We start from the raw sequence: 13,917 nt of genomic DNA on the forward strand, positions 1-13,917 counted from the left end.
AGACCGCACCGCGGACGGACGGGAGGCCCGGGGCCAGCTGGCACCGGGCCTCCCGTCCGTCGGTCGGTCGCCGCTACTGCGGCGGCTGCGGTGGCCGCCAGGGCCCTTCGCCCGCCTGACCGCCCCCGTCCTTGCCGTCCTTGCGCTCCCGGCGCCGCAGGTACTGCTCGAACTCCTGCGCGATCGCGTCGCCGGAGGCCTCGGGGGAGTCCACCGTGTCGCGGGCCTGCTCGAGCTGCCCGATGTAGGACGCCATGTCCTCGTCGTCGGCCGCGAGTGCGTCGATGCCCTCTTCCCATTCGGTGGCGTCGTCGAGCAGGGTGCCGCGCGGGACCGTGACGTCGGCGAGCTCCTCGATCTTGTCGAGCAGCGACAGCGTGGCCTTGGGTGACGGCGCGTTGTGCACGTAGTGCGGCACGGATGCCCAGAGCGAGAGCGTCGTCAGGCCGGCCTTGTCCATCGTGTCGGACAGCACACCGAGGATGCCGGTCGGGCCCTCGTACGAGGACTTGTCGACGTCGAAGGCCTGACGGACCGAGGCGTTCTCGCTCGACACGAACACCGAGATCGGCCGGGTGTGCGGGACGTCGGCCAGCATCGCGCCGACGAACACGACCGCGTCGATGGAGTAGACGTCGGCCAGGTCGATGACCTCGGCACAGAACGCACGCCAGGTGCGGGACGGCTCGGGGCCGACCAGGACGAAGACGTCGCGGTCCGCGGGGGAGCCGCCGGCGCCGATCACGGGCCGTCCGAGCTCACCGGGGCCGTGCAGGACGATCCGGGGCCACTGGATGCCGCGGACGCCGTTGTCGTCGCTGCCCACGTTCGGTCGGTTGAACTGGTAGTCGACGTACTGCTCACCGTCGATCTCGCGCAGCTCGTCGAGCTGGAGTGCGTCGACGATCCGTCGGGCGAGACCGCTGGCGGCTTCACCGGCGTCGTTCCAGCCCTCGAACGCGACGACCAGGAGTCGGCCGTCCTGGAAGGGGGAGTGCTGTGGCACGGAGCGGACCTCTCGGAGGGTGGAGCGGGGCGCGACGGACGCCCCGCACGATCAGGCATCCACTGTAGGCCCCCGGACGCGCGCCGCCCGAGCCCGGCCCGCCCGCGTGGGGCCGGGACGGTCGGTCCGCCCCGGTAGACTCGACGCCCGTGACCGCGCATCCTCCCGCCCTCGTCCAGCCCGCAGCCGTGCTGTGGGACATGGACGGCACGATCATCGACACCGAGCCCATCTGGCAGCAGTCCCAAGTGGAACTGACCGCCCGGTACGGAGCCGAGTGGACCCACGAGGACGGGCTGTCCCTGGTGGGCAGCGGCCTCGAGCGCTCGGGCGAGATCCTGCGCGACAAGGGCGTCGACATGGAGGTCGAGGAGATCGTCCAGTGGATGACCGCCTACGTCATGGAGCGCCTGGCGCACGACGACCTGCCCTGGCGGCCCGGTGCCCGTGAGCTCATCGAGGAGCTCCACGCCCGCGGCATCCCGACCGCGCTCGTCACGATGTCGCGCCGGACGATGGCGCTCGTCGCTGCCGACGCGCTGGCCGACCACCCGTTCCGGGTCGTCGTTGCCGGGGACGACGTCGAGCACCCGAAGCCGCACCCCGAGGCCTACCTGTCCGCCGCCGCCCAGCTCGGGGTCGACGCCACCGCGTGCGTCGCGATCGAGGACTCCGCCACGGGCGTCGCCGCAGCGGTGGCCTCGGGTGCCGTCACCATCGCCGTCGAGCACATCGTCCCGCTGCCCGAGACCGCCGGCGACGTCTACCTGACGTCGCTGGCCGGGGTCGACGTGGACCGCCTGGTCGCCCTGACCTCGCCCGCGCTGGCGGCACGGTCCGGCGCGTCCGGTCGCGGTGCCGCACAGGTCCGCACAGGAGGCCCGGCTGCGGTCGACGCGTCGGCCCCCGTCGCGGACGGCGGTGCGCGATGAACGCCGAACTGCCCGACACCACCGGCCTGCCGCACACGGCCGGTGGTGCGCCGCACACCCCGCCGCGCGGCCCGTTCCGGGCCGGCGACCGCGTCCAGCTGACCGGGCCGAAGGGCAAGCTCACGACGCTGTCGCTCGAGCCCGGTGTGATCTACCACACCCACCGCGGCATGCTCGCGCACGACGACGTGATCGGCCAGCCCGACGGGTCCGTCATCACGGCGAGCTCGGGCGACGAGTACCTGGCGCTGCGGCCCCTGCTGAACGACTACGTCATGTCGATGCCGCGCGGTGCCGCGATCGTCTACCCGAAGGACGCCGCCCAGATCGTGGCGTTCGCGGACGTGTTCCCCGGTGCCCGCGTGGTCGAGGCCGGTGTCGGTTCGGGTGCGCTGTCCCTCTGGCTGCTCCGGGCGATCGGTCCGACCGGTCGCCTGCAGTCGTTCGAACGCCGCGACGAGTTCGCCGAGATCGCGCGGGGCAACGTCGGCACCTTCCTGGGTGCCGTGCCGGACAACTGGAGCGTCACCGTCGGCGACCTGGTCGAGGAGCTGCCTGCCGCCGCCGAACCGCAGAGCGTCGACCGTGTCGTGCTGGACATGCTCGCGCCGTGGGAGTGCGTCGACGTCGCCGCCGACGCCCTGGTGCCCGGTGGACTCGTGGTCTGCTACGTCGCGACCGTGACCCAGCTCTCGCGCACGGCCGAGGCGCTCCGTGACACCGGGCGCTTCACGGATCCGCAGTCGAGCGAGACCCTCGTGCGGACCTGGCACGTCGAGGGCCTGGCGGTGCGTCCGGACCACCGCATGGTGGCCCACACCGGGTTCCTCGTGACCGCTCGACGCCTGGCCGACGGCGTCGTGCTCCCCAACCTGAAGCGTCGCGCAGGCAAGGCCGAGTTCTCCGACGAGGACGTCGAGGCCTGGACGCCCGGAGCGGTCGGAGACCGGTCCGCCAGCGACAAGAAGCTCCGCAAGGTGGCGCGCCAGGCGGCGGCCCAGGCCCGCAAGGTCGCCGCTGCCGAGGCCGCCGACACCACCGGACACCCGGCTGTGGAGACGGCCGAGACCCCTGCCGAGGACCGGTAGGCTACCTCCGTCGCTCGTCCTGCACCCAACGGAAAGAGGGTCCGTGCGCACCATCCCCGCACTCCTGGTCACCATCGCCCTGGCCGCATCGCTCACCGCATGCGCGTCGAACGGCGCCGGGTCGACGCCGTCGAGCTGCAACGCCCCCGGGGCTGCGTCCGAGGCGGTCACCGCGACGGGTGCGTTCGGGAAGGAACCGAAGGTCTCGATCCCGACGGGGTTGACCACCAAGGGCACGCAGGTCTCCGTGGTCAAGCAGGGCACCGGCCGGCAGATCGGCGACGGCACGCCCGTGCTCATCGAGTACACGCTGGTCGACGGCACGACCGGCAAGGTCGCGCAGACCAGCGGCTACAACGGCCAGGTCGCCCCGATCACGGCGGGCTCGAAGAACGCCGGTGCGCTCGGCACGGCACTCGAGTGCGCCCGCGTCGGTGACCGACTCGCGGTCGCTCTGCCACAGAGCGCGCTGAGCAGCGGCGCAGCCTCCACCAGCAATTCCAAGTCCGAGTCCGCCGTCGTCGCCGTGATCGACGTCGAGAAGGCCTTTGACGCCCGGGCCACCGGCACGCCGCAGCTCGCCGCCGAGGGGATGCCCGCCGTCGTGCTGGCTCCCGACGGTGCACCGGGCATCACCGTGCCGTCCACGGCCGCGCCCTCCGGCGACCAGACCCACCTGCTCCGCAAGGGCTCCGGTTCGCGGCTCACGGCGAAGGACACCGCGATCGTCAAGTACACGGCCGTCTCGTGGGGGGCGGACTCCACCGTCGCCGGGTCGAGCTGGACCGACGGGACCGGCGCGCAGACCATCCCGCTCGCCAAGGGCCAGATCGCCGAGGGCGTCCGCAGCGCACTGGTGGGCAGTCGCGTCGGCGACCAGGTCCTGGCGATCGTGCACCAGCAGGGTGCCGCGTACGCGTACGTCATCGACGTGCTCGGATCCGTCAGGTCCTAGGACGCCGTGCCGACCACCCGTGTGCCGCGCGTCCCGGCCGAGGAACGCCTGTTCAGCCTGGTGCTCGCGCTGCTGTCCACCGAGTCGGGTCTGACCAAGTCCGAGATCCTGGCGAACGTGCAGGGCTACCGGCAGCGGTTCGCCGCCGGCGGTGACAACGCGTCGCTCGAGCGCCAGTTCGAGCGGGACAAGGACGACGTCCGCGACCTCGGTATCCCGCTCGAGACCATCGAGACCCCCGGAGCCGCCGGCAACAACCAGACGTTGCGGTACCGGATCCCGAAGGGCGAGTACGACCTGCCCCTCGACGTCCGGTTCACCCCGGACGAGTCCGCGCTGCTGTCCCTCGCCGCGATGGCGTGGCGCGAGGGCGCGCTGTCGTCGGACTCCCGACGAGCACTGCTCAAGGTGCGGTCCGCCGGCGACGACGAGACCGCTGCCGGGGCCCTCGAGACCGCGGCCTACGCACCGCGGCTCCGCGCGCGCGACGCTGCGTTCGAGCCGCTGCGCTCGGCCCTCGACCGGGCAGCGGCCGTGCGGTTCGACTACATCACGCCGGGGGAGCACCAGGCCCGTCGCCGCGAGGTCGAACCCCTGGCACTGGTGCAACACGGCGGCCGGTGGATGCTCACCGCGCACGAGCCGTCGACGGGCGGCAACAAGAACTACCTGCTGTCGCGGATCGTCGGCACGGTGTCGCAGTTCGGTGCCGGCAAGCACCCGGCGCCGGCCGGAGCAGGAGAGCACGCGCTGGCCGAGCTCGACCGGATCTGGTCCGAGCGCACGGCGGCGATCGCCGTCACGAGCGGGTCCGATGCCGAACGGCGGCTCAGTCGCCGGCGCCACACCACCACCCGCGAACCCGGCGTCCTGCTCGTGCACTACGTCGATCCGCAGATCCTCGCCGAGGAGCTCGCCGCCTTCGGACCCGAGGTCCACGTGCTCGAGCCCGACGACATGCGCGACCGGGTGACCGCTCGGCTGCGCGGTCTGGTCGCCGACCACGGCGGACCCGACGGCGACGAAGGGCGGGCTCGTGGCTGAGAACCAACCCCTGCAGGCGCAGGACAAGCTCGCGTTCCTGCTCGCCCTGGTGCCGTACCTGATCGATCGCGAACGGGTCTCGGTGGCCGAAGCCGCCCGGCACTTCGGCGTCTCGGAGACCCGCATCCGCCGTGCCGTCGAGCTCATCGCCGTGTCGGGGATCCCCGGCGAGACCATGCAGTACCAGCACGGTGACCTGTTCGACATCGCCTGGGACGACTTCGACCAGAACGACATGATCGTGCTGACCAACCTGGTCGCGATCGACGACTCGCCGCGGCTGTCGGCGCGCGAGGCCTCGGCGCTCATCGCCGGACTGCAGTACCTGTCCGCGCTGCCCGAGGCCGCCGACCGTGACGCGATCCGCTCGCTCATGGCGAAGCTGTCGCGGGGTGCTGGCGGCGCCGCCGGCACGGTCGCCGTGGGACAGGAACTCCACGACGCCACGCTGACCACCATCCGCCAGGCGATGTCCGGTCACCGTGGTCTGGTGTTCGACTACGTCGGCCCGCGCACGCAGGGCAGCACCCGTCGGGTCGACCCGCTGCGGGTGGAGTCGATCGACACCGACTGGTACCTGCGGGCCTGGGACCTCGACCGCCAGGCGCTCCGGACGTTCCGCCTCGACCGGATGTCGGCCGTGCGGGTCGACGAGCGCGCCGCGACCCACTCCATCGACGACGTCGAGATCCCGGACACGCTGTTCCAGCAGTCGGCGACGGACGTCATCGTGACGGTGGAGCTCGAGGCATCGTCGCTGCCCCTGGTGGCGGACTTCCTCGCGGACACCGCCGACGCGCCCGACGGGGACGGCCGCGTCCGCATCCGTCTGGCGGCGTCGGCCGGGTTCGACGGCGTGGTCCGGCTGGTCGCGGGGCTGCCCGGCCGCGCGGTCGTGCTCGATCCGCCCGCGGCCCGCGACGCGGTCCGCGCGTTCGCCGCGGCCGCACTCGCTGCCGGCTGACCCACCCTCCGACGCACGCCGCCGACCCCGTCGCCGACGCACGTCCCCGGCGGGTTCGCGGCCGGCGGGTTCGCGCCCGGCGGGTTCGCGCCCGGCGGGCGGTGCCGGCTTGCCCGTCCACCGGTCGCAACACCCCGGCCGGTGGCCGGCGAGTGGTCACGAACGGTCGGCTGGCGCCGGCGGATCCGACGGTCTCCGACCGCTCGGCGCAAGTGAGCGGGGTGTCGTGACCCGTCGTTCGGGCAGGTGGCCGGCCGCTCGGCGGACGCGAGCGAGGTGTCGTGACCAGTCGTTCGGGCAGGTGGCCGGCCGCTCGGCGGACGCGAGCGGGGTGTCGTGACCAGTCGTTCGGGCAGGTGGCCGGCCGCTCGGCGGACGTGAGCGGGGTGTCGTGACCGGTCGCGCGGGCAGGTGGCCGGGCCGTGACGGACGGGAGGCCCGTGGCGGCGCCGCCACGGGCCTCCAGGCCGGCGACCACCGGCCACGACACCCCGTCTGCCGACCGCCGGGTGGTCACTGGCCGTCGGTCCGGCGAGCCGGAGCCGACGCTCTCCGACCGCTCGGCGGACGCGAGCGGGGTGTCGTGGCCACTCGACGCGCGCGACCTGTGCGTTCGCGGCGGTGCCGGGGACTGTCGGTCCCGCTGCCGTAGGATCGGAGCATGGCTTCGACGACCGCGAGCGGGCGAGAGAAGCGGCAGGGTCGCCGTCCCAAGGAACCCGAAGGCCGCATGTCCCTCGGGCAGCACCTCATCGAGCTGCGCAACCGGCTCTTCAAGGCGGTGCTGGCGGTCCTGGTGGGGGCGGTCGGCGGGTGGTTCCTCACCCCGTTCGTGCTCGACTCGCTGCGTGCGCCGGTCTCCGAGCTCGCCAAGGTCGGCGGGCACACCGCTGAGCTGAACTTCCCGATGATCACGGGCGCGTTCGACCTGAAGCTGCAGATCGCGATCACGATCGGTGTGGTCATCGCCAGCCCGGTGTGGCTCTACCAGATCTGGGCGTTCATCGTCCCGGCCCTCGTGCGCCGCGAGAAGCAGTACGTGTGGGGCTTCCTGGGCACCGCCATCCCGCTGTTCTTCGCCGGCTGTTACTTCGGCTGGTACGTCCTGCCGCACATCGTCGGGATCCTCGGCAGCTTCGTCTCCAGCCAGGACACGTCGATCGTCGACGCCAAGGCCTACTACGACTTCACCATCAAGCTCATCGTGGCGGTCGGCATCGCGTTCGTGCTGCCGGTGTTCCTGGTGCTGCTCAACTTCGTCGGCGTGCTCACCGCGGCGGCCATCATCAAGTCCTGGCGTGTGGCGATCCTCTGCATCCTGGTGTTCTGCGCGATCGTCACCCCGAGCGCCGACGTCATCTCGATGTTCCTGCTCGCCGTGCCGATGACGGTGCTCTACGTCGCCGCGTGCGTGATCACTTGGTTCCACGACCGCCGCGTCGCCAAGCGTCAGGCCAAGCTGGACGCCGAGTACGGCCTGTGACCGACACGAGTCTCAGCGCTGCCGAACGGTTCCAGGCAGCGCGCATCCGGAACCGTTCGCGCAACCTCGAGCTGTTCCGCAGCGACCTGCGCTTCGATCTCGACCCGTTCCAGTTCGCCGCGTGCGACTCGCTCGACCAGGGCCGCAGCGTCCTGGTCGCGGCCCCGACCGGCGCCGGCAAGACGATCGTCGCCGAGTTCGCGATCTGGCTGGCCATGCGGCAGCCGACCGCCAAGGTGTTCTACACGACGCCCATGAAGGCCCTGAGCAACCAGAAGTACGCCGAGCTCGTGCAGGCCTACGGCGAGTCCGAGGTCGGGCTGCTCACCGGTGACACGAACGTCAACCCGCGCGCCCGCGTCGTCGTCATGACGACCGAGGTCCTGCGCAACATGATCTACGCCGACTCCGACCTGCTCGACGACCTGGCGTGGGTCGTGCTGGACGAGGTGCACTACCTGGCCGACCGGTTCCGCGGAGCCGTGTGGGAAGAGGTGATCCTGCACCTGCCGACCGAGGTCCGTCTGGTGTCGCTGTCGGCAACGGTCTCCAACGCCGAGGAGTTCGGCGACTGGCTGCAGACCGTCCGGGGCGAGACCGACGTCATCGTGTCCGAGGACCGACCCGTCCCGCTCGAGCAGCACGTGCTGGTCGGCAACAAGATGGTCGACCTGTTCGACTCGTCCGGTGCGGCGGCGACGAACCGCGTGAACCCCGAACTGCTGCGGCTGGTCGGCGGCGGGTCGCGCAACGACGCGCGCGGCGGGCACCGCGGCCGCCGGGGGCACGGCGGCTACGTCGACCGCCGGGGCCCACGCACCGAGAAGGCGCACCGCGAGCACATCGCGCACATGCTCGACGAGCGGATGCTGCTGCCCGCGATCTTCTTCGTCTTCAGCCGCAACGGGTGCGACCAGGGCGTCCGCCAGGTCGTCCGGTCCGGGCTGTCGCTGACGACGCGTGACGAGCGCAACGAGATCCGTGAGACCGCCGAGTACCACTGCCGCACCCTGCTCGACGAGGACCTGGCGGTCCTGGGGTACTGGGAGTGGCTCGAAGGACTCGAGCGGGGCGTCGCGGCGCACCACGCTGGCATGCTGCCCGCGTTCAAGGAAGTGGTCGAGGACCTCTTCCAGCGCAAGCTGCTCAAGGTCGTGTTCGCCACCGAGACGCTGGCGCTGGGCGTGAACATGCCCGCACGCACCGTCGTGCTCGAGAAGCTCGAGAAGTTCAACGGCGAGGCCCGCGTCCCGATCACCCCCGGGGAGTACACGCAGCTGACGGGGCGCGCCGGCCGCCGTGGCATCGACGTCGAGGGCCACTCGGTGATCCAGTGGTCGGACGGCCTCGAACCACAGGCCGTCGCGTCGCTGGCCAGTCGCCGCACCTACCCGCTGAACTCATCGTTCAAGCCGACCTACAACATGGCCGTCAACCTGATCGAGCAGTTCGGTCGGCAGCGCAGGCGTGAGGTCCTCGAGACCTCGTTCGCGCAGTTCCAAGCCGACCGCTCGGTCGTCGACCTGGCGCGCAAGGTCCGCTCGCAGCAGGAGTCGCTCGACGGCTACCAGAAGTCGATGGCGTGCCACCTCGGCGACTTCACCGAGTACGCCGCGCTCCGGCGCGAGCTGTCCGACCTGGAGCGCACGAACGTCCCAGGTGGACGCGAGGCCTCGCACGGGGCCCGCGCCGAGCGGCAGGCCGCCATCACCGAGGTCCGCCGCGCACTGCAGCGCCACCCCTGCCACGCCTGCCCCGACCGCGAGGCGCACGCCCGGTGGGCGGAGCGCTGGTACAAGCTCAAGCGCGTCAACGACAAGCTCCTGCAGCAGATCCGGTCCCGCACCGGTGCGGTCGCCACGACGTTCGACCGTGTCACCGACGTGCTCCTGCAGCTGGGGTACCTGGTGCCGTCAGACCCGTCCGACGAGCACTCGACCGCCCGTGGCGACGGTGAGCTCGTGGTCGCCGCCGGTGGCCGTCGCCTGCAGCGGATCTACGGGGAGCGCGACCTGCTGGTCGCCGAGTGCCTCGAAGCCGGCGTCTGGAAGGACTTGACCCCGGGCCACCTGGCGGCGATGGCCGCGACGATCGTCTACCAGCCCCGCCGCGAGGACGCACCCGGCACCGAGCACGCCCTGCCCCGGGGACCGTTCCGTCCGGCCCTCGACCAGACCCTGACCATCTGGTCGCGCCTGGACGACGTCGAACGCGAAGCCCGGCTCGCCGGTTCGCAACCGCCCACGCCCGCGATCGCGCTGGGGATGTTCCGCTGGGCGTCCGGGTCCGCACTCGACGACGTGCTGCGCTCGCTCGACCTGGCCGCCGGCGACTTCGTCCGCTGGTCCAAGCAGGTCATCGACCTGCTCGACCAGATCAAGAACGCCGGCGACCCGGACCTCGCCGACACCGCCCGCCGTGCGACGGACGCGGTGCGCCGCGGCATCGTCGCCTACGCGACGGTCTGACAGGAGGCCCGGTGCAGGTCCTCGACACTGCCGCGCGTCCGCGCGGCCCCTTCTCGGCGCTGCCGGTCGCCCAGGCACTCCCGCTCACGGTGGTCGGCGGGATCCTGTTCGCGCTGTCCTTCCCGTCACCCGGCTGGTGGTTCCTGGCCTACCCAGCGGTCGCGTGCCTGCTGCTGGCCGCCATGGGACAGAGCTGGCGGCGTGCGGCATGGATCGGGTACCTCGGCGGTGTCGCGTTCTGGGTGCCGGCCATCTCGTGGGCCGGCCGCTACCTGGGCCCGGTCCCGTGGCTGGCACTGGCGCTGTTCGAAGCGGCGATGTTCGCGCTCGGCAGCGTCGTCATCGCGCTCGCGTACCGGTGGGTCGCGCGGGTCGTGACCTCGACCGCCGGACGCGTGTGGGGCCTCCCGGCCGTGATCGCCGCCCTGTGGACCGGACGCGAGTGGTTCTCGGGCAGCTGGCCCTACGGCGGCTTCGCCTGGGGGCGCGTCGGGTTGTCGCAGTCCGACAGCCCGTTCGCGCACCTGGCCGCGTACGTGGGCGTGCTCGGCCTGTCCTTCGTCGTCGTCTACTGCGTCGCCGTGGTCGTGTCGCTCGCACTCGTCGGCGGGATCCGGCTGCCGATGCGCGTCGCGACGGCGGGCCTGCTCGTCGCCGTCGTGCTGGCGGTGCCCGCCTGGCCGACCGCGACGCAGGGCACGATCCGCATCGAGTCCGTGCAGGGCAACGGTCCGGCCGGCTACTTCGACCGCGCGCAACCCGGCGAGGTCCTGCAGTCGCAGGTCGCCGCGACCGACGTCGACGCGAAGGACGTCGACCTGGTCGTGTGGCCCGAGGCCTCGGCGGAGTTCGACCCGCGTGTGCAACCCGTCATCGCGACCGCGCTCGACAGCGTCGTCCGGTCGGTCGATGCGCCCCTGGTCGCCGGTGCCATCACGCAGACCCCCTCGGGAGTGCTGCACAACACGTCCTTCGTGTGGACCGCCGACGGGTGGCAGGCCTCGTACGACAAGAAGCGGCCGGTGCCCTTCGGGGAGTACGTGCCCGACCGCTGGTTCTTCTCCAAGCTCGCGCCGTCGCTGATCGGTCTGCTGCAGCGCGACTACACGCCCGGGACCAAGCCGAACGTGCTGCCGGTCGCGGGCATCCGCGCCGGCATCGCGATCTGTTTCGACATCGTCGACGACGGGCTGACCCGCGACATGGCGCGCGGGGGAGCGCAGGTGATCCTCGCGCAGACGAACAACGCGGACTTCTCGGGCACCGACGAGAACCTGCAGCAGCTCGAGATCGCGCGGATGCGAGCGATCGAGACCGGGCGGTCGCTGGTCAACATCTCCACCGTCGGCGCCTCGCAGGTCATCGACCCGAGCGGGCGAACGATCGACCGGGTGCCGGAGTACACGGCGACGTCCATGGTGACCGACGTGCCCCTGGGGACGTCGACGACCCCGGCGACCGTGGCCTCCGGGCTCATCGCGCTGGTGTTGTCGCTCGGCGGGCTGCTCGTGCTGCTGGCCTGCGCACCCTGGGGGCGTCGAGGCCGCCGCTCTTGACCCCGGGTCGACCCACCGCGTGCTGCACGGTCGTCGCATCACGGTGTGTGCGCTCGGCGCTGCACTGGGAAGGGACTGTGAATGCGCCGGTGTCGGAACGGCAGCGCGTGGGACAGTGTTGCAAGGGGTGAACGACTGAGAGGAGTCCACCATGGCTGATCGGAGTCTCCGCGGCATGCGGCTCGGGAGTCAGAGCCTCCAGAGCGAAGAGGGCGTCGAGCTCTCCGACCGCAAGCGTGCGGTCTACCAGGACGAGTCCGGCGAGACGTTCGACGTGGTCTTCTCGGCCGACGCCGAGGTCCCGCAGAGCTGGAACGACCCGCGCAGCGGGCGCGAGGGCCGGCTGCTCGGCGACGACGGAGTCCCCGTCGAGGTCGCGGCAGAGGACGTCAAGGCGCCCCGCACCCACTGGGACATGCTGCTCGAGCGTCGCTCACGTGAAGAGCTCGAGGAACTGCTGCAGGAGCGCTTGGCGTTCCTGCGTGCCCGTCGCGGCGCCTAGCAGACCGACGAACACGAAGGCCCGCTCCCCATCGGGGGAGCGGGCCTTCGACGTGCCGTGCGGGGGCGGAGCTACTGCTCCTGCTGCGGCGACGTCTGCTCGCCGTCGCGCTGGCGCTCGTCATCGCGCTGGCGCTCGTCATCACGAAGCTGGCGGCGGGTGGCGTCGGCCGCAGCGGCCAGTTTCTCCTCGACGCTGCGGTTCGACTCCGCCAGGCGCTCGTCGAGCGCGGAGTCCGGCACGATGTCGGCCGCGGTGGCATCAGCGGACGGACGGCCCGCGGAGCTCGTCGCCGCGGTCGCCGCGGTGGTGGCGAGGCTCTCGTTGGCGAGCTTGGAGATCTTCTCGAGGAAGTCGGCGCCGCCGCCGGCGCTCGGGCCGCCCGTGGCTCCGCCCGAGCGTGTCGCCGTGAAGCCCTTCGCGATGCCGGACAGCGCCTCGGTGAACTCGCTCGGGATCATCCAGAGCTTGTTCGACGAGCCCTCGGCGATCTTCGGGAGCGTCTGCAGGTACTGGTACGACAGCAGCTTCTCGTCGGGGTCGCCGGTGTGGATCGCCTCGAACACGGTCGCGATGGCCTGGGCTTCACCCTCGGCGCGGAGCACCTGGGCCTTGGCGTCACCCTCGGCCGCCAGGATCGAGGCCTGTCGCTGACCTTCGGCCTCGAGGATCTGCGACTGCTTCGTGCCCTCGGCCTGCAGGATCGCGGCACGACGGTTGCGCTCGGCACGCAGCTGCTGCTCCATGGCGTCGACGATCGACACGGGCGGCTCGATCGCCTTGAGCTCGACGCGCCCGACCCGGATGCCCCACTTGCCCGTCGCCTCGTCGAGGACGACACGCAGCTGGCCGTTGATGTTGTCGCGGCTGGTCAGCGCTTCTTCGAGGTTCAGGCCACCGACCACGTTGCGGAGCGTCGTCGTGGTGAGCTGCTCGACGGCGCCGAGGTAGTTCGCGATCTCGTAGGTCGCGGCGCGGGCGTCGGTGACCTGGAAGTAGACGACGGTGTCGATCGAGACCACCAGGTTGTCCTCGGTGATCACCGGCTGGGGCGGGAACGAGACGACCTGCTCGCGCATGTCGAGCAGCGGCCGCAGACGGTCGATGAACGGCACCAGCAGGTTCAGCCCGGGGGAGAGGGTCTTGTGGTACTTGCCGAGCCGTTCCACGACGCCCGCGGTCGCCTGCGGGACGATGCGGATCGCCTTGGCGAGGACGGTGATCACGAAGATGACGATGACGACGATCAGTACGAGGAGCACGATCGTCCCGGGTGCGAGGGTCATGGAGCTGCCTTCTGTTGGATGCGGACGACGGCGGTCGAGCCCTCGATGGACTCGACGACGACATGGGTGCCGAGCGCGGGTGTGCGTTCGGGTGCTGCGGCGTCGATGCGCGCGCTCCACGTCTCGCCGTTGGCCAGGCGGACCTGGCCGGGCGACGACGGGGTGAAGGCGACGGCGACCGTGCCGGGCATGCCGACCAGTCCCTCGACGCCGGTGCGGTGCGGGTCGGCGTTGCGGCCGAGTGCCTGCAGCACGCGCGGCCGCACCAGGGCGAGCAGCACGAGCGCCAACACCGCGGCGATGATGGCGGACAGCCACCACGGTGCCCCGATCAGTGCGGCGATGAGCCCGCCTGCGGCTCCGGCGGCCAGCATGATGAAGATGAAGTCGAGTGTGAAGACCTCGACGACCCCCAGCACCAGCACCAGGGCGATCCAGACGAGTGCCTGGACCCATTCGGTGATGTTCACGCGGTCCTCCCTCCCTCGGACGCGTTCGGCGGCGCGGCTTCGCGCTCGACCGGTTCAAGTCCGTTCAACATATCTGATGACGACCGACATCGGGCTGCGGATCGGGCCGTTCCGGGGGATTGGTAGGCTCGTCCGGGCCCGACGAGCGGGCCCGAACCACAGG

12 protein-coding genes are annotated in these 13,917 nt (G+C 71.5%); 9 read left to right on the top strand and 3 right to left on the bottom strand.

Annotated features, from left to right (window positions below; genetic code table 11):
* Window positions 1–73: 73 nt before the first annotated feature.
* On the bottom strand, window positions 74–1,006 hold the full coding sequence (locus tag ACLBWP_RS01155; protein ID WP_243563218.1) for a proteasome assembly chaperone family protein: 933 nt from the start codon (window positions 1,004–1,006) through the stop codon (window positions 74–76).
* Between the two features lie 149 nt (window positions 1,007–1,155).
* On the opposite strand from ACLBWP_RS01155, the gene ACLBWP_RS01160 reads away from it, so the two are divergent.
* The 9 genes from ACLBWP_RS01160 to ACLBWP_RS01200 all read left to right on the top strand — a co-directional run bounded on the left by ACLBWP_RS01160 (window position 1,156) and on the right by ACLBWP_RS01200 (window position 11,998).
* Entirely contained in the window at window positions 1,156–1,938 is a 783-nt protein-coding gene (locus tag ACLBWP_RS01160; protein ID WP_447653704.1) for an HAD family hydrolase, read from the top strand.
* Window positions 1,935–3,026 carry a tRNA (adenine-N1)-methyltransferase gene (locus ACLBWP_RS01165; RefSeq protein ID WP_447653705.1) on the top strand — a complete coding sequence of 364 codons (1,092 nt, stop codon included), beginning with the start codon at window positions 1,935–1,937 and terminating at the stop codon, window positions 3,024–3,026. The genes ACLBWP_RS01160 and ACLBWP_RS01165 overlap by 4 nt, the downstream gene beginning before the upstream one ends.
* 43 nt (window positions 3,027–3,069) lie before the next feature.
* Window positions 3,070–3,981, top strand: coding sequence for an FKBP-type peptidyl-prolyl cis-trans isomerase (locus ACLBWP_RS01170; protein WP_243563221.1), 912 nt, complete (start codon window positions 3,070–3,072; stop codon window positions 3,979–3,981).
* A gap of 6 nt (window positions 3,982–3,987) precedes the next feature.
* Window positions 3,988–5,025, top strand: a complete 1,038-nt coding sequence (locus ACLBWP_RS01175) for a helix-turn-helix transcriptional regulator (protein WP_243563222.1) — start codon at window positions 3,988–3,990, stop codon at window positions 5,023–5,025.
* Window positions 5,018–5,989, top strand: coding sequence for a helix-turn-helix transcriptional regulator (locus tag ACLBWP_RS01180; RefSeq protein ID WP_243563223.1), 972 nt, complete (start codon window positions 5,018–5,020; stop codon window positions 5,987–5,989). The genes ACLBWP_RS01175 and ACLBWP_RS01180 overlap by 8 nt, the downstream gene beginning before the upstream one ends.
* A gap of 730 nt (window positions 5,990–6,719) precedes the next feature.
* On the top strand, window positions 6,720–7,472 hold the full coding sequence (gene tatC, locus ACLBWP_RS01185) for a twin-arginine translocase subunit TatC (protein WP_243563383.1): 753 nt from the start codon (window positions 6,720–6,722) through the stop codon (window positions 7,470–7,472).
* On the top strand, window positions 7,469–9,940 hold the full coding sequence (locus ACLBWP_RS01190; protein WP_447653706.1) for a DEAD/DEAH box helicase: 2,472 nt from the start codon (window positions 7,469–7,471) through the stop codon (window positions 9,938–9,940). The genes tatC and ACLBWP_RS01190 overlap by 4 nt, the downstream gene beginning before the upstream one ends.
* An 11-nt stretch (window positions 9,941–9,951) precedes the next feature.
* Window positions 9,952–11,496 (top strand): apolipoprotein N-acyltransferase, encoded by a 1,545-nt coding sequence (lnt, locus tag ACLBWP_RS01195; RefSeq protein ID WP_447653707.1) that lies wholly within the window; start codon window positions 9,952–9,954, stop codon window positions 11,494–11,496.
* A 151-nt stretch (window positions 11,497–11,647) separates the two neighbouring features.
* Complete coding sequence (locus ACLBWP_RS01200) at window positions 11,648–11,998, top strand: RNA polymerase-binding protein RbpA (protein WP_071300770.1); 351 nt, start codon at window positions 11,648–11,650, stop codon at window positions 11,996–11,998.
* Window positions 11,999–12,069: 71 nt separating this feature from the next.
* Here ACLBWP_RS01200 and ACLBWP_RS01205 read toward each other — a convergent pair whose 3' ends face one another.
* Together ACLBWP_RS01205 and ACLBWP_RS01210 are read right to left on the bottom strand one after the other, a co-directional pair.
* Window positions 12,070–13,284, bottom strand: coding sequence for an SPFH domain-containing protein (locus ACLBWP_RS01205; protein WP_447653708.1), 1,215 nt, complete (start codon window positions 13,282–13,284; stop codon window positions 12,070–12,072).
* Window positions 13,281–13,754 carry an NfeD family protein gene (locus tag ACLBWP_RS01210; protein ID WP_243563227.1) on the bottom strand — a complete coding sequence of 158 codons (474 nt, stop codon included), beginning with the start codon at window positions 13,752–13,754 and terminating at the stop codon, window positions 13,281–13,283. The genes ACLBWP_RS01205 and ACLBWP_RS01210 overlap by 4 nt, the downstream gene beginning before the upstream one ends.
* Window positions 13,755–13,917: the final 163 nt, after the last annotated feature.

The sequence above is a fragment of the Microbacterium sp. M1A1_1b genome, from assembly GCF_053345565.1.